Genomic DNA, 15,491 nt, shown 5'->3' with positions numbered 1-15,491 from the left:
CCGGGCGCCTTTCGGCGCTCCCACCTGTCGGCGGAAAAGAGGCTCATGCGTCACCGCGTCACGGTCGCCGCCCTCGGAATTGTGATCGCCGCCGTTGCGGCGACGTCGGTGCTGCTCGTCTCGGCCGGCGCAAACAGTCGCAACATCGACGCGTTCCGCGGTCTCGGCGCGTGGGTCGACGTGTTCGACTACGTCCCGGCGTTCATCCAACGCCCGGGTCCGCCCGCCGTCACCGTCGCCACCGTCGACGACCTCGCGCTCCTCGGCAGCGACACCCTCTACCTCCAAGCGGCGATCGACGATCCCCGTTCGAAGGGGCTGTTGGTCGATCGCGCATTGGTCGGATCGCTGCTCCAACGAGCACACGAGCTCGAGATGACGGTGGTGGCGTGGTACTACCCGCAGCTCGTAGAGCCCGCTCGTGATCGGCACCGGCTCGAAGCGTTGATCGACTTTCGCTGGCACGGCGAACGCTTCGACGCCATCGCACTGGACATCGAATCGCGACAGGTTCCTGATGTCGCCGAGCGGAACAAGCGCGTGGTCGCGCTTGCACGGCAGGCTCGCAAGCAAGCCCGCCATCGAGCCATCGGAGCCATCGTCTACCCAGCGGTGCAGATGGAGGTGGTCAATCCGGCTCTGTGGCCCGACTTCCCGTATCGCAAGCTCGCCCGGCATCTCGATGTATGGATGCCCATGGCGTACTGGACGTACCGGTCCGACCCGTATCGCGATGCTTTCGTGTACACGGAAGAGAGCATCCGTCGCCTGCGCACCAACCTCGGAGACGAGGAGGCCGCCGTGCATCCCATCGGTGGGCTCGGAGCGCTCTCCACACCGGAGGACTACGCAGATCTCGTCCGTGCGGCGCGGCAGGTCGACGCGCTCGGTTGGTCGGTGTACGACGCGGACACGACGGCCACCACGGCGTGGTCGGTCCTGCGCGACGACCGCTAGGCGGCGCTCGCGGTTCGCGGCGCGCGTCGCAACCGGTCGATCAGCGGCGGCCAGTCGACCAGCACCAACGTGACCACGAAGGCGTAGAACCAGTAGTCGAGCCCCAGCATCAAGTAGGTGCCGACGTGGAACGCCCACGCGCCCACGATGAACGCCGGGCGCGTCTTCGCGAAGAAGAGCACAAGGGGGAAGCCCACCTCGAAGCACACGATGAAGGCGGCGCTCAGCTGCGAGAGCCAAGGGCGGTCGGCGATGAAGAACGCAAGCTCTCGCCACGGCGGGGGCGCACCCCGCACCCGCCCCCAGTAGAGCGCCCACTGCAGGTTGTCGCTGAAGATCCACTCGATGCCCGAGGTCTTCAGCTTTTGGAAGCCCGTGCAGAAGTAGGTCACGGACAGGAACGCGATCGAGGATCGCACGGGCCAACCGGTTCGTCGGCTCGGGGTGCGGTCCCGGAACGAGACGTCGGTGGGCGCAAGCAGCAGCGGCGCCGCACCCCACACCAACAGGAGGTCGCGGTGGTAGATCTTGCCCCGGCTCGCCGGCAATGCAGCGAGGAAGAGGAAGGCGACCCACGCTGTCACGAACGCGATTCGTCGGCCTCGGGCGCGCCACTCCGGTGACCTGCCGACGACGAACCACGCGAACGTCGCGAAGATCACGATCGCCTCGAGCGCGAACACGGCCGAACGAGGTGGCATCCGGTCGAGGAAGTCGATGATCGGCACCGGTCGGAACAGGCCGGGCGGTTGTGGCGTCAGCTTGTAGTACGGCACCGCGATCGTGCGCGCCGCGAACAGCACCATGATCCCGCCCTGGAGGAACACGAGGCGGGCCGGCGTCTCGGGTCCGAACAGGACATCATCGAGCTTGCGTCCCACGGAACCGAAGACCTTCTTCATCGTTGATTCTGTGCGCATGAGTAGCGCAGCTCGCGCTCCAGCAGCTTCGTGTGACGCTCGCCGTCCACGGGTACGACACGCCGAAGCTCCCAGTAGACATGGATCTCGGCGACCGACCGGCCCGCCTCACGCTCTCCATGCGCGAGGGCCTCACACACTGCCTCGCGTGTTGGATCGTCGGAGGACGGAAACTTGTTCAGGATGTACGGCGCGCGCCGGTACGCGTACGGGAGTTCTTCGTAGTCGATCTTGTGCTCGGTTCCATCGGGCGACACTCGGTACGCGAAGTAGCTGCCGGCGGTTGGACCCTTCGTGTTGCTGTAGAGCCGCCACCCCGTGAACGGCCAGGCTTCGACGGTCGCAACGCCGGCGACGAACAGCATCACGAGTGTGAGGATCACGACTGCCTTGACGGGCCAGCGCGGTCCTGCCTCGAGCTCGGCGGCCTCGCTCAACGCGCTGCGCGCGCCTTTGTCTGCGCGGGCGCCTTCTTGGGCTTCGCCTCGACGTCATCGCGAGCCGGGTCGCTGCGAACGAGCAAACCGACGATCAGGGCGTTGAACACGGCGAGCATCGTGGCGGGGATGTTGATGCCTGAGTCGTTCAGCACGTACCCGAGCACGGCGAGCACAGTGAACCCGACCAGCGCCATGCCGAGCTCCGGGATGCGCTGCCCGAGCGCCTGCAGCCGACGTCCCGGGCCGAATCGCAGGTAGGCCAAGAAGGCGAGCACGCCGGGGAGCATGAGGCCCCAGATCGAGGTGATCGTCGCGAGGTTCTGGGACAACTTGTGCGACAACGTGCTCGAGACGGTCGACCACCCCTCGTCGCGCACCTGTTCGATGAAGCGGCCGAGGTGCGTACGTTGCGCCTCGGGCTGTGACAGGTCGAGCGCGGCCGCGATCGCCACGCCGAGCGCGGCGGCCGCGAGGCAGATGAGTGCGGTTCGCAGCTTCGCCCTCACCCGCAGACCGAGGAGGAGTGCACCCGTGATCCCGAACGCGGGGATCATCGAAAGCACGCCGCCGACGTCGGCTCCCCAGAACGGCGCGGCATCGGCGACGAGCGCGATTGCCATGATGCCGATCGCGATCCATGCACCCCGTCGTCCGCCGACGCGGTGGGCGACGAGGCCGGCCAGCAGCACCGCCGAAGCAGCCAACGCCGCATAACTGATGTTCCCGAAGCCGGAGATCCGGACACCGACGCTCGGCGTGTACCCGAAAGCACTGTCGAGCTGGAGCCGGGCTCCGAGCAGCACGTCGCCGACGAGCAGCACGACGATCGCGCCGAGGGCGACGATCGGCGGATCGAGCTCGTGGCGACGTCCGAGGCGCCGGTACAGCGCGGCGAGCGCGAGCGACGCGCCGACGAGGAACACCGGGTACACGGGCTTGACGTCATGGAACGGTACGAGGCGTGCGAGGTACACGACCGGTACGAACGCGAGGAGCGCGAGCGACGCAAACCTCACGCGTGCTCTCGTGGTCGCACCCGCGCGACCGGTCAGCACAAACACGGCGGCGAGCGCCAAGGCAGCCTGCATCACGACGAAGGCAACGATCACGATGTTGACGACGGAATCGCGGAACTCAGCCGCCTCGATCTCGTCCACGAGGAACGCACGGCGCTGGGTCGCGGTTCGATCGGTGTGCGCAACCGTCATCGGACGACCGCGGATCACCGTGGGGCGTTCCACACCCGCGAGGTTGAGGATCATGGGGGCGACGTCGACGATCTGGACGAAGCCAGGGCGGCGGAGGCTCGGCGACCGCAGCAATCCGGGCTCGACGCCAGGTGCGCTCACCGAGACGACGGTGAGTGTCTCACCGAGGGCGGACGGCACCGGGCTGATGACGACAACGGCGTCGCGGTCCAGGTCGACGCGCTCGAGCAGGTCACCCACCAGCCGGTCGCTCGCTCGGAGCGCCTGCTTGTAGAGGACGCGCCGCCATCCCTTCACGGCGAAGGGCTGGTATCTCGTCGCGCGCACGAGGTCGGACGCCTCCACGAGCACGACGGAACGGTCCTTCCAGACGTCCTCGAACGCACTGACCGCTTCGCGGATGTTCAGGCGGCGACCGAACGGCGCGGCGGGATCGTCAGACAGCAGGCCAGTGTCGACCCGCCCGCCCGGCACGCGCCCGTCGGTGGTCATCAGCGCGGCTGCTGCCATCCGCTGGAACTCGGGAAAGGCGCTCACTGGGCTGCCCCCGTCACCGTTCGCGATGACCGCCCGCGCGTACCCGCCGCGGTGCAGTGCATCGCCGAGTGCGCCGACCACAGCGTCGAGGTCCTCCTCCTCGTTGGCATCGAGGATCGCAGCCAGACCGAGGTGCACGATGCCGCGCCCGGCAAGCTCGCCGGTTTCGCGCTCGTATACGTCACGGGCGAGATCGCGTCCGTACTCCTCTCGGACACCGAACGCGGCGCCGTCGGTGGCCGGGTTGCCTCCTGTCGCGCGGGCGCCGGCGCCGAAGGAGAGGTAGCCGTCGCTCAGGTCGGTCTTGCCGGTCGTTCGTGTGGTCAGGCTGGCGATCGAAGATCTCGCAAACAGGCGGCTTAGGTTCGGGAGCTCGGGTCCTTCGAGGTCGGACCACGAGACGTGTGGGAGCGACACGACGAGCACACGGTCCGCGCGGGCGGTCAAGCGTCGGCGAGGCTCGCCCCCGGTCGTGGCCACGACCGTCGCGGCGAGGATGAGCGCGGCCAAGCCGGCAGCGCCCCAGGCGCGCCAACTTCTCACAGCGCCACCAGGATGCGTTCGGTCTCGTCTGCGGTGTGGTCCCAGCGGAACTCATCGGAATCGATCACCTTGCGTCGGGCGGCCTCGCCGAGCTCGCGCACGACCTGAGGATCCGAGAGCACCCTGCGCAGCTCGTGTGCCAATGCGTGGGCATCCCCGCTCGGGAACAGCACGCCGGCGTCACCGATGAGCTCTTGGTGTGCGCTGATATCGCTCGCCACGACGCAACGGCCGTGACTCATCGCTTCGAGGACCGTCAGTGGTTGACCTTCGTGGTACGAGGACGCGATGAACACGGCTGCGTGTGCATAGAGCGCGTTGAGCTCGGCACCGGTGCGAACGCCGAGCAAGCGGACGTTGACCCCGAGCTTGCGAACGCGCGACTCGAGCGCGGCCACGTACTCGTCGCTGTTGCGTGCCCCACCCACGATCACGAGCTCTGTGACTGCGATCCCTGGATCGTCGGCGAGCTGGGCGAAGGCGTCGACCGCGAGATCGAGACCCTTCTCGGAGACGAGACGACCGACCGTGAGACCGTAGGCGCCGGGTACAACCCCGAGTCCGACCAGCGCGTCGGTTCCGGTGGGGGCGGGCGGCGTCACCCCGTTGGCGACGTAGTGCACAGGGCTGATCCTGCGATATCGATGCTCCAGGTCAGCCTTGAAGGTTCGGGACACCGTGATCATCACCGCCGAGGATCGGACCGCCGCCCATTCACAGAACTTGAGGAAGGCCCGCGCGAACCGGCCCCACTTCTGATCCTGCCACTCGAGTCGATGGACGGTGACGACCACCTTCTTGCGGCCGAGCCGTGGCAGGTAGCAGAAGCCGGATGATGCGAACGAGTGGTAGTGGACAATGTCGAAGCGGCCGAACAGAGAGCGCAGCGACGCGAGAAGGCTGTATCCGAGTCGCTCCCACCCGGGCACGCGAACACCGGGTATTCGCCGAAGGCGCATACCCCGATATTGCGGCGCGCCGGCTGTCTGACAGAACACCGTGATGTCGTGACCACGCGCGGCAAGGCGGGAGTAGAGCTCCTCGCAATGCCGAGACATGCCTCCCTGAGTGCTCGGCATCTCGAGCGGTCCCACCACCGCGATCCGGAGTTTGCCCATGTCAAGCGAGGTGCGAGAAGTTCGGCCAGAGTGAGGCGTCGATGTCTGGTGCGAGCGCGAGGAGACGCCGCACTTCAGGTTCGTATGCCGTCACGAGTGCGGACCTAGTGTGATCTGGAAGCGTCGGCTTCTTGCTCCGACTCTCGTTGCGGTGTTCCGAGATGTCGGGGGGTACGAAGCCGTCATCGAGTCCGAGGAAGCCGTAGGTCCGGGCGAGCTCTTGCTTCGCGTCGAGCGTGCAACGTTCGAACTGAAGGATGAGCACCTGCTCCGGCGAGAAGTAGGAGAAGAGTTGCTCGAGTTGGGACCCGTAGCACCCGATGCGGAACGCGGTCCCGGCACCGGTGAAGTTGACGGGCCGTGTCTCCGATTGGAGGCCGATGCCGCTCCGGAACCTTTCCACCGGGTCGCGCAGCAGGACGATCACTCGCGCCGCGGGAGCAGCTCGGTGCAACAAGGCGGGAACCCAGAAATGCGAGAGGTAGCCCGGCGACCACTCGCCCGCCAGATGCTCGGGCGGTCGCGGGAAGTGCCGCGCGTAGATCGCGGCGTCGGCATCGGTGAAGGGCCGGCTCCAGAACTGCGTGAGGTAATGCAGCTCCTTGAGGCGCTTGCGTTCGACCACGCGCGGATGCGACTCGACGAGGTGGTACCACCAGGTCGTGCCCGAGCGTTGGGCCGCGACCCCCACGAAGTCGGGTGGACCCGTCGTCCAGCCTTCCGGACACGGCGGTGGCCGTCGACGTTGCCGTCCGAGCAACGCTCGCTGCACCAGCGCTCGGACCCGCACGCGTCGACGTTAGTGCAGCGGAACCACACAGAAAGGATCAGCCCGGTGATTCGTACGCGCATCGCCGCCTGACCGATGGACGAAGTGAGGTCGCGAGAGGGAGCGGGCGGGGACCGGCGGCTCGTCACACGCGGGCTCAGTCGAGCAGGGATCGGATATCCGCTCAGCATCGGCTTGCTCTTCGCGTCGCAGGTGCTCGTCGCGAACTTGATCGAGCCGAGCGCCTTCGGTTCCTACAACGTCGCGGTGAGCGTCTTCACGGTCGCGGCGCTGATCGCGCAGCTTGGGTTGCCACAGACCTTGTTGCGTCGGGCCGCCACTGCGCTCAGCAAGCGGGACGAGCACGAAGCACGTCACGAGATCGTGTCCGCGCTCGCGGTTGCGCTCGGTGCCGCACTCGTATGTGGGGCGCTTCTCGGCTCGCCGCTCGGGGAGGAGCTGTTCCAGTTTGCGTTCCCTCGTACGGCGCTCGCAACCGTGAGTGCGCTCGTGGGAATCAAGGCCGGCCTTCGTGTGCTCGAAAACATCGTCCCGGAAGCATTGCGCGCGTTCCGTGACTACTCGCGGGCAACGATCTTTGGGCAGCTCCTGACCAACCTCGGTCTGTGCGTCGTACTCGGTGTGCTGTTGGCGATCTCGGCGGATGTGAACCTGGAGGACGTCCTCCTGGCGAGCGTCATCGTGTCGGCGGCAGCCTTGATCCCTGGTGCGTTCGCCGTGGCGGCCAAGCTCCGTCCAACTCGAGCCGCCGGCATCTCGTTCCGCCAGCCGGTGGAGCCGGCGCTGTGGCTGTCCACGGTGGGTCTGGCGTTGGTTGCACAGCTCGACATGCTCGTCGTCGGTTCGCTCGGTAGCGCCCGCGATGTCGCGCTGTACGGCGCACCATTCCGCCTCGGCATGCTGGTCGGACTCCCGCTGATCGTGGTGAATCAGGTCGTGACGCCGCTGATCGCCGGGTGGCATTCCCAAGCGATGACGCAGCGCATCGAGCGGACGCTGCGAGCCACCGCCGGCGTGGCGCTCATCGGCGCGTGCCTCTTGGCCGTCATCTACCTGGTCGCGGGCCGTCAGATCCTGGAGGCCTTGTTCGGTGCGTTCTACGGCGACGGTTGGTGGGTGCTCGTCATCCTCAGCGTCGGCCAGATCATCCAGACGTTCGCAGGATCATGCGGCTTCGCGCTGCTCATGACCGGCAACCACCGCGCGTATGCGGTGATCGTCGCAGTGAGCATGCCCGTAACCCTGGCGCTCCAAGTCGTCGGCTTCGAGTTGGGCGGGATCGAGGGTCTCGCGATCGCAACTGCCGTGAAGTTGGCGCTGCAGAACGCTGCTCAGCTGATCGTGATTCGTCGTCGGGCCGGCTTCTCGACGCGGGCTGACCTCCGTGCGGTCCTCACCGAGGTGCGCGACATGAGGCGTCGGTCCGGGCACTGACGCTCCTCCACCGTCTCAGGTTGACCACTGGAACGTTCGACCGAGGAGCTTCACCAGTCGTTCGTTGTGAGGTTCGAAGTATGCGGCGAGCTCCCGTACAAGTCCGGGATCGGGTGATCCGTACGAGCCGACATTGCGATGGGGCACGGCTGGGATCTCGTGCTCGACCAGTCCGAGGAAGCGTTGCGCGGTCGGGATGGCGAGCCCGCGGTCGAGCTCCTCGCTGTCGAGCACGAGCACGCGATCGCGGTCGAAGGCGCCAAACCACCGTTCGAGCTGCTCGGCGTATTGCCCCCGTGCGAGGTAGGCCCGCTCGCGAGCTGGGCTGTCCGCGCGGTCGTACCACGCGGCGTCGTCGAGTGCCGCGAGCACTTCGTGCGCCGCAGGTTCGAGCGCGCGCTCGATCGGTCGGTCTTCGAAGCCCCAGTGCCGGGCGTGGTGATACTGCGAGATCGCTCGCGCTACTGGCTCGCGCAAAATGGCGATGAGCGACACGTCGGGCAGGACGGCCCTCATGCGGGTGGGCACGGCGGGGTGAAAGAGGTAGTACGGGCTCGACTCTCCGGTGAGCACGTGTTCCCGGTCGATCGGGAAGTGGCGGCGATACCAACCGACGCGCGGATAGTGCGTGGTGTCGAAGAAGTGAACTTCCTTGCGGAACGCCCGCCGCACGTCAGGGTGAGCGACCAGCCCGGCATACAGGCTCGTCGTCCCGGCCTTCTGCGCGCCGATGATCACGAAGTCGGGGAGCGATCGCCACCTCGTCGTCGGGATGCGCGTGGCGAGCAGCGCGGCCGCCCCAACGCGCCGCACGCCCCCGCGGATCCCACGATTCCGACGCCACGCGCCTTCCCCGGCGCGTCGCTCACCCCGCACGTGCGCGGCCGCTGCTCTTCGCTCTAGTAGTCGAGCGCGGAGTAGCGCATCAGCTTCTGCCATTGGTGATTGGCCTGGATGCGCCGGATGGTTCCGGTCTTGGAGCGCATGACGAGGGTCTCAGTGGATGCGCCGTCACCGCGGTAGTGGACACCCTTGAGCAGGTCGCCGTCGGTGATGCCGGTTGCGGAGAAGAACACATCGTCACCCGACACGAGGTCGTCGGTCTGGAGAACACGATCGAGGTCGTAGCCCAGGTCGAGTGCGGCCTTGCGCTCATCCTCGTTCCTGGGCCACAGCCGCCCCTGGATCGCGCCGCCGAGCGACTTGAGTGCGCACGCCGCGATCACGCCCTCGGGAGTACCTCCGATGCCGAAGAGGATGTCGTATCCGGACTCCGGCCACCCGGTTGCCATTGCACCAACGACGTCACCATCGGGGATGAGACGAATGCGCGCGCCGGCCTCGCGACACTCGCGGATGATGTTGTCGTGACGATCGCGCTCGAGGATGACCGCGGTCACGTCCTTCACTTGCTCGCCGCGTGCCTTCGCGACGGCCTCGAGGTTGGCGGTGACCGGTGCTTCGAGGTCGATCACGTCCCGCGCTTCGGGTCCCACCGCGATCTTCTCCATGTACACGCACGGACCGGGATCGAACATCGACCCGCGCTCTGCGATCGCGATCACGGCGATGGCGTGGTTCCGGCCGAGGCTCGTGAGGGTCGTGCCATCGATCGGGTCGACCGCGATGTCGCACTGGGGCCCACCCGCGCCGATCTCCTCGCCGTTGTAGAGCATCGGCGCCTCGTCCTTCTCGCCCTCGCCGATGACGACGATGCCTTCCATCGGGACGGTGTTCAGCACGAGGCGCATCGCGTCGACCGCGGCTTGGTCGGCGGCCTCCTTGTCGCCGCGGCCGACCCACCGACCGGCGGCGAGAGCCGCGGCCTCGGTGACGCGGCCGAGGTCCATGGCGAGGTTGCGATCCGGTGCTTCGCGCTGCTCCATCACCTTCTCCGCTCTCGGCCCTGCGGGCCGGGCCGCAGGGTACCTGCGGCGCGGATGTCGCTCCCGACTCCCGTGGTCGGCGGCGACGCGGGGCGAGCGTAGCGCCGGGTCTCAGGAATCCACGCAGCCACTGTCCGTAGCGGGCCGATACCCTGCCGCGCCATGACGAACAAGGCGGTCGTCGTCACCGGGGCGGCATCGGGGATGGGACGGGCAACCGCAGAGCGGCTCTCCCGTGACGGTTGGTCGGTGCTCGCCGTTGACGTTGCCGGCGACGCGCTCGGATGGGTGGACGAGGCAACCGACCGCGTGGGCGCACATGTCGCCGACATCGCGACCGAAGAAGGCAACACGGCGATGATCGCGAGCGCGCTCGACAGCTTTGGCAGGCTCGACGGCGTCGTGTTGAACGCGGGCGTCGGCGCCAGCGGCGCGATCGACGAGCACCCGATGGCCGACGTCGATCGCACGCTCGCGATCAACCTCCGCGGAGTGATGTTGGGGATGCGTGCGTCCGTTCCGGTGCTCCGCGCAAATGGCGGCGGTGCGATCGTCGTCACCGCATCGGTGTCGGGGCTGTTCGGTGACGCGCAGATGTGGGCCTACAACGCGTCCAAGGGTGGTGTGATGAACCTCGTTCGGTCGGTCGCGATCGATCTTGCCCACGAGGGCATCCGCGTGAACGCGGTCTGCCCTGGTGGCATTGCGGGCACCGGGATGACGATTCCAATGGAGCGGCATGCACCGGACATGTTCGAGGAGATGCGCAGCCACGTGCCGATGCAGCGGTGGGGTCGCCCCGAGGAGGTGGCTGCGGTCATCGCGTTCTTGCTCTCCGACGACGCGTCGTTCATGACGGGCGCGGCGGTCCCCGTCGACGGCGGCGTCACCGCGGGGACCGGCCAGTTCCGCCCGCCATCGGGCCGGGGTGTTACCCCATCTGGTTCGTGAACTCCGCCAGGTCGAAGTAGTCCCTCCACACCGCGACCTTGCCGTCGCGGATCTCGAACAGCCCTGCAACCCGGATCGAGATGTTCTTTCCGTCCGCCATCACGAAGCGGTCGACGCGTTCGTTCATCACCACGTTGCCTTGTTCGACCTGATGGAGCACTTCCCACGCCACGTTCGTCGCCGACGAGAGGAAGCCTTCGAGCATGCTTCGGATCTCGGCGTGCCCCTTCAGCGGCGACATCGGGACGTTCTCGTACAGTGCGTCGTCGGTGAGGACCGCGAGCAGCGCGTCGACGTCACGAGCCTCGTTGGCCGTGATGAGCGCGGTCACGATCTCGCCCGGGGTCTGCGACATGGTCGTTCTCTCCTGTATCGGCGGCGCCGTGACGGTACCAAGGCACCGGTAGCCTGGACGACGTGAGCAAGCGTCCGCGCCGTGGGTACGCTGCGGCGCAGCGAGCGGGGCCCGAGCGGCCCGGCCCGAAGGGCCAAGAGCGGAAGAGGTGAGCAGCTCGGAAGACCGTTGGCGCACCGCGTACGAGGATGTGGCCAAGCGCGACGCTGACTTCGAGACGCATTCTGGAGTTGCGGTCGAGCCGGTGTACGGGCCAGCTGACGGCGAGTTCCCTGGTGAGTGGCCGTACACGCGCGGGCCGTACCCATCCATGTATCGATCGAAGCTGTGGACGATGCGCATGTTCGCCGGGTTCGGCAGCGCGCCCGACACGAATCGCCGCTTCCACGACCTCTTGGCGGCGGGTGGGAGCGGTCTGTCGACGGCCTTCGACCTCCCCACCTTGATGGGTCGCGACTCCGACGACGCGCTGGCACTCGGTGAGGTGGGGAAGGGCGGTGTGGCCATCGACAGCCTCGCCGATGTCGAAGACCTCTACGCAGGCATCGATCTCGGCGAAGTCACCATCTCGATGACGATCAACGCTCCCGCTGCGATCCTGCTCGCAATGTACGTGGCGAACGCCGAGAAGAGCGGCGTCGACCGTTCGCGCCTCGGCGGGACGCTCCAGAACGACATCCTCAAGGAGTACCAGGCCCAGAAAGAGTTCGTGTTCCCACCGCGACCGTCGATGCGACTTGTCGCCGACACGATCAGGTTCTGCACCGCCGAGATGCCCCGGTGGCATCCGATCTCGATCTCGGGCTACCACATCCGTGAGGCGGGCTCGACCGCCGCGCAAGAGCTTGCGTTCACGCTCGCGAACGGCTTCGCGTACGTAGAAGTGGCCATGGCCGCTGGGGTCGCCGTCGACGACTTCGCGCCGCGCCTCTCGTTCTTCTTCAATGCGCACATCGACTTCTTCGAGGAGATCGCGAAGTACCGCGCCGCGAGGCGCATCTGGGCTCGGTGGATGCGAGAGCGATATGACGCCCGCGCCGAGCAGTCGATGCGGATGCGATTTCACGCGCAGACCGCGGGCGTCTCCCTGACCGCGCAGCAGCCCGAGGTGAACCTCGTCCGCACCGCGATTGAGGCACTGGCTGGTGTGCTCGGCGGCACGCAGAGCCTGCACACGAACTCGATGGACGAGACGCTCGCGCTGCCCACCGACAAGGCCGCCCGGCTCGCGTTGCGCACGCAACAGGTGATCGCCCACGAGACCGGCGTCGCGAACGTGGCCGATCCGCTCGGGGGGTCGTGGTACGTCGAAGAGCTGACCGACGAGATGGAGCGACGCGCCGAGGCGGTGTTCGAGCACCTCGACACGCTTGGCGACGGCTCGATGCTCGAAGGCGTGCTCCGCGGGGTCGAGAACGGTTGGTTCCAACGCGAGATCGTCGACTCGGCGTACGCGCTCGAGCGCAAGCTGAACTCGGGCCGGCACCTCGTCGTCGGTGTGAACACCGCATTCGAGGGAAACGAGGAACCTCCTCCCGAGATCCTGCGCATCGGTCCCGAGGTCGAGGAAGCGCAGCTCAAGCGCCTGGACAAGGTGCGGGCCGACCGCGATGCCGAGCAGGTGAAGACAGCGCTCGACGCGGTCCGCCGCACCGCCGCGGAACCGACGGCAAACGTGATGCCGGCGTTGATCGACGCGGTCAGCGTGTTTGCCACGGAGGGCGAGATCGTGGATGCGCTGGCCGACGAGCTCGGTCGCTACGTCGAGACCCCGGTCATCTGACGATGGATGCCGCGCTCCTGGGCCACGCACGCGACGCGATCGGGTTCATGCCTGATCACGAAGGCATCGCGTTGCACGACGCCGGGCTCGAAGCCGGTGCGATCGGACCGCTGCTCGAAGTGGGCACGTATTGCGGCAAGTCGGCGGTGTACCTCGGCGCGGCGGCCCGCGAACGCGGGACGGTGCTCTACACCGTCGATCATCACCGAGGTTCCGAGGAGAACCAGTCGGGATGGGAGCACCACGACGAGCGGCTGGTGGACCCGCGAACCGGGCGCATGGACACGCTGCCGTTCTTCCGCCGCACGATCGAGGACGCAGGTCTGGAGGATGCGGTGGTTGGCGTCGTCGGTCGTTCGGCGACGGTCGCTGCCAACTGGGGAACCACGCTCGGTCTCGTGTTCATCGACGGCGGGCACGCGCTCGATGTCGCGCTCGCCGACTACGAGTCGTGGTCACGGCACCTCGCGCCCGGCGGCTTGCTGGTGTTCCACGACGTGTTCGAGGACCCTGCCGATGGGGGCCAGGCGCCGTTCGAGGTCTGGAAACGCGCGGTCGCCGATGGCTTCGAACCGGTGTCGACCACGGGATCGTTGCGCGTCCTGCGCCGGGCCGACGCCTGACGCGAGCTCAGCTTCGGTCGGTGCGGGCCCGCCCCGTGGCGTACTCGGCCTCGATCGCAGCACCGGCTTCGATGAGCTCCTGGCGGGTCAGGCCGACGGGCAGCCCCTCGCCGCGGAAGAGACCTGCGGTCGGTCCGTCGCCGCCGAGCGCGTTGGCCGCCAAGACCACGGCCGCGGAGTTCCACGTGGGCTGCTCGACGGGAAACAGCTCGCCTTGGTCCGCAAAGCGCTCGTCGTTGAAGTTCATGCCCGTCCAGTAGCCCCCGTCGTCGTGGCGCAGGAACTGCACCCACTCGAAGAGCTCGCGGGCGCGTTCCTCGAGGCCGATCGCGTCGAGCGCCATGACGAACTCGCACGTCTCGGCGGCCGTCACCCACGGGCGGTCGGACACGCAGCGCACACCGCGGTCGGCGACGACGAAGCGGTCCCAGTCGGCTGCAAGCCGCGCGTGTGCAGGATGACCGCGGAGTACGCCGCCGAGGACCGGGTAGTACCAGTCCATCGCCCATCGGTTCTTGTCGAGGAACCGCTCAGGCCGGTGCGCAACGGCGATCGCAAGTGAGCCGAGTGAGAGCTCCCAGTCGGGCCGTTCGTGCCCGAGGCGCTCGGCGATCGCGATGGCGCACCGGAGGCTTGCGTGGATGCTCGACGATCCCGTGAGCAACGCGCCGTCGCTCGGGTTGTCGCCGCGCCACGCGATCTCACCCGTCTCGAACTGGTGGTCGAGCGCGAAGTCGATCCCGCGCTCGACGACCGGCCAGAACTCCTCGAGGAACCCGGTGTCGCCGGTGGAGAGGTAGTGGTGCCACACGCCGTTCGCCACGTAGCAGGTGACATTGGTGTCGAGCGCCGGGTCTTTCACGTCGCGACCCACGTAGTACGCGTGCCAGCACCCGTCGGGCCGTTGCATCGAGCGCAGCCACTCGTACCCGCGCTCGGCTTCGTGGTGTCGGCCGCCCACGTCGAGCGCCATCGCCGCCTCGACGAGATTCCACGGGTCGGTGTGCTCGCCGGGCGTCCACGGGATGTTGCCGTCGGGCAGCTGGATCGCGGCGATCGCATCGACCGTTGCCGCGATCTGCTCACTGGTGATGATTCCCGCAACCTCCGGGAGGGGGTGCTTGCGCTTCAAGACGTTTCTACTCCGATCTCTGACGCACTCGCTCGGTACCGGGGTACCCGGCACCGCTCTGCGATTCGCTCGTCAGCTTCTGCCCATAGACGATGAGGCTCTTGCCGAGGACCGGGTTCAAGAGCCGATCCAGGCTCTCGACCCACCCCGGTCGGTTCGTGATCTGCCACGCAAGGAAGTCGTGGTAGCGGCGTACCGCCCAGGGCGGATCGACGCGGTTCACACCGGTCGCGCACTTGAGCCACCAGTACGGCGAGTGGAGCGCGTGCGCGTGGTGAGAGCCGCGCAACCACAGACCGGCAGCTTCGAGCTTGGCCTCAAGCTCCGGCTGGCGATAGATGCGGACGTGACCACCGGGTGTGTCGTGGTAGCGGTGGTCGAGTGCCCAACAGACGCGTTCGGGCCAGCGCGTCGGAACCGTGACCGCGATGCGACCCCCCGGACGGAGGACGCGCACGAGCTCGGCGATCGCGACCGTGTCGGCCCAGAGATGCTCGAGGACCTCCGAAGCGATGATGCAGTCGAACGTCGCGTCCGCGAATGGGAGGACCAGCGCGTCTCCGTTGACGGCGCCACCGACCTGACCGTGCGGCGCCTCGCCGGCTTCCACCATCGCACCCTGGATGGCGCGCACTTCCTTGAGCTCGGCTTCCGAGTAGTCGAGCGCGACGACGGTCGCGCCACGACGCCACGCTTCGAACGCGTGACGGCCACCGCCGCAACCCATGTCGAGGAGTCGTGCGCCGTCACGCACTCCCAACCGGTCGAAGTCGACGGTCAGCATCAGGCGCTCGGCTTCATGGGTCGCTCCGCT

General features: G+C 67.5%; 15 protein-coding genes. 5 read left to right on the top strand and 10 right to left on the bottom strand.

The window, feature by feature from the left end:
• Positions 1–45: 45 nt before the first annotated feature.
• Complete coding sequence (locus WEE69_02980; GenBank protein MEX1144248.1) at positions 46–957, top strand: hypothetical protein; 912 nt, start codon at positions 46–48, stop codon at positions 955–957.
• On the opposite strand, the gene WEE69_02975 is transcribed toward WEE69_02980, so the two are convergent.
• From WEE69_02975 to WEE69_02955, 5 genes are all read right to left on the bottom strand, one after another.
• The gene (locus tag WEE69_02975; protein MEX1144247.1) at positions 954–1,877 is read right to left on the bottom strand and encodes a hypothetical protein; all 924 of its coding nucleotides are present in this window, start codon (positions 1,875–1,877) and stop codon (positions 954–956) included. The two genes, WEE69_02980 and WEE69_02975, sit on opposite strands and share 4 nt — an antisense overlap.
• Positions 1,856–2,314, bottom strand: a complete 459-nt coding sequence (locus tag WEE69_02970) for a hypothetical protein (protein MEX1144246.1) — start codon at positions 2,312–2,314, stop codon at positions 1,856–1,858. The genes WEE69_02975 and WEE69_02970 overlap by 22 nt, the downstream gene beginning before the upstream one ends.
• Positions 2,311–4,509 (bottom strand): hypothetical protein, encoded by a 2,199-nt coding sequence (locus tag WEE69_02965; protein MEX1144245.1) that lies wholly within the window; start codon positions 4,507–4,509, stop codon positions 2,311–2,313. The genes WEE69_02970 and WEE69_02965 overlap by 4 nt, the downstream gene beginning before the upstream one ends.
• A 92-nt stretch (positions 4,510–4,601) precedes the next feature.
• On the bottom strand, positions 4,602–5,723 hold the full coding sequence (locus WEE69_02960; protein MEX1144244.1) for a glycosyltransferase family 4 protein: 1,122 nt from the start codon (positions 5,721–5,723) through the stop codon (positions 4,602–4,604).
• 1 nt (position 5,724) lies between these two features.
• The gene (locus WEE69_02955; GenBank protein ID MEX1144243.1) at positions 5,725–6,513 is read right to left on the bottom strand and encodes a sulfotransferase domain-containing protein; all 789 of its coding nucleotides are present in this window, start codon (positions 6,511–6,513) and stop codon (positions 5,725–5,727) included.
• 84 nt (positions 6,514–6,597) lie between these two features.
• Here WEE69_02955 and WEE69_02950 point away from each other — a divergent pair, with 84 nt between their 5' ends.
• The gene (locus tag WEE69_02950; GenBank protein ID MEX1144242.1) at positions 6,598–7,947 is read left to right on the top strand and encodes a polysaccharide biosynthesis C-terminal domain-containing protein; all 1,350 of its coding nucleotides are present in this window, start codon (positions 6,598–6,600) and stop codon (positions 7,945–7,947) included.
• Positions 7,948–7,962: 15 nt separating this feature from the next.
• Here the strand turns inward: WEE69_02950 and WEE69_02945 are convergent, their stop codons facing one another.
• Together WEE69_02945 and glpX are read right to left on the bottom strand one after the other, a co-directional pair.
• Entirely contained in the window at positions 7,963–8,760 is a 798-nt protein-coding gene (locus tag WEE69_02945; protein MEX1144241.1) for a sulfotransferase domain-containing protein, read from the bottom strand.
• Positions 8,761–8,846: 86 nt separating this feature from the next.
• Positions 8,847–9,833 (bottom strand): class II fructose-bisphosphatase, encoded by a 987-nt coding sequence (gene glpX, locus WEE69_02940; GenBank protein ID MEX1144240.1) that lies wholly within the window; start codon positions 9,831–9,833, stop codon positions 8,847–8,849.
• A gap of 162 nt (positions 9,834–9,995) precedes the next feature.
• Between glpX and WEE69_02935 the strand changes: the two genes are divergently transcribed.
• A complete protein-coding gene (locus WEE69_02935) occupies positions 9,996–10,784 on the top strand; it encodes an SDR family oxidoreductase (protein ID MEX1144239.1) in 789 nt (262 codons plus the stop codon).
• Here the strand turns inward: WEE69_02935 and WEE69_02930 are convergent.
• Positions 10,765–11,139, bottom strand: coding sequence for a limonene-1,2-epoxide hydrolase family protein (locus WEE69_02930; protein MEX1144238.1), 375 nt, complete (start codon positions 11,137–11,139; stop codon positions 10,765–10,767). The genes WEE69_02935 and WEE69_02930 overlap by 20 nt on opposite strands.
• Before the next feature lie 148 nt (positions 11,140–11,287).
• On the opposite strand from WEE69_02930, the gene WEE69_02925 reads away from it, so the two are divergent.
• On the top strand, positions 11,288–12,922 hold the full coding sequence (locus WEE69_02925) for a methylmalonyl-CoA mutase family protein (protein MEX1144237.1): 1,635 nt from the start codon (positions 11,288–11,290) through the stop codon (positions 12,920–12,922).
• Between the two features lie 2 nt (positions 12,923–12,924).
• Positions 12,925–13,545 (top strand): class I SAM-dependent methyltransferase, encoded by a 621-nt coding sequence (locus tag WEE69_02920; GenBank protein MEX1144236.1) that lies wholly within the window; start codon positions 12,925–12,927, stop codon positions 13,543–13,545.
• Positions 13,546–13,552: 7 nt separating this feature from the next.
• Here the strand turns inward: WEE69_02920 and WEE69_02915 are convergent, their stop codons facing one another.
• Together WEE69_02915 and WEE69_02910 are read right to left on the bottom strand one after the other, a co-directional pair.
• Positions 13,553–14,677, bottom strand: a complete 1,125-nt coding sequence (locus WEE69_02915) for a prenyltransferase (GenBank protein MEX1144235.1) — start codon at positions 14,675–14,677, stop codon at positions 13,553–13,555.
• Positions 14,678–14,684: 7 nt separating this feature from the next.
• On the bottom strand, positions 14,685–15,461 hold the full coding sequence (locus tag WEE69_02910) for a class I SAM-dependent methyltransferase (GenBank protein ID MEX1144234.1): 777 nt from the start codon (positions 15,459–15,461) through the stop codon (positions 14,685–14,687).
• Positions 15,462–15,491 lie beyond the last annotated feature (30 nt).

It is taken from the genome of Acidimicrobiia bacterium (genome assembly GCA_040881685.1).
Classification (GTDB): Bacteria; Actinomycetota; Acidimicrobiia; order IMCC26256; family PALSA-555; genus SHVJ01.
Note: the sequence above shows the minus strand (reverse complement) of the source record. Positions and strands in the feature narration are given on the sequence as shown.

Coding starts and splice junctions, on each gene's coding strand:
- WEE69_02920 (MEX1144236.1), top strand. CDS start 12,925: ATGGATGCCGCGCTCCTGGGCCACGCACGCGACGCGATCGGGTTCATG.
- WEE69_02975 (MEX1144247.1), bottom strand. CDS start 1,877: ATGCGCACAGAATCAACGATGAAGAAGGTCTTCGGTTCCGTGGGACGC.
- WEE69_02980 (MEX1144248.1), top strand. CDS start 46: ATGCGTCACCGCGTCACGGTCGCCGCCCTCGGAATTGTGATCGCCGCC.
- WEE69_02930 (MEX1144238.1), bottom strand. CDS start 11,139: ATGTCGCAGACCCCGGGCGAGATCGTGACCGCGCTCATCACGGCCAAC.
- WEE69_02935 (MEX1144239.1), top strand. CDS start 9,996: ATGACGAACAAGGCGGTCGTCGTCACCGGGGCGGCATCGGGGATGGGA.
- WEE69_02910 (MEX1144234.1), bottom strand. CDS start 15,461: ATGCTGACCGTCGACTTCGACCGGTTGGGAGTGCGTGACGGCGCACGA.
- glpX (MEX1144240.1), bottom strand. CDS start 9,833: ATGGAGCAGCGCGAAGCACCGGATCGCAACCTCGCCATGGACCTCGGC.
- WEE69_02960 (MEX1144244.1), bottom strand. CDS start 5,723: ATGGGCAAACTCCGGATCGCGGTGGTGGGACCGCTCGAGATGCCGAGC.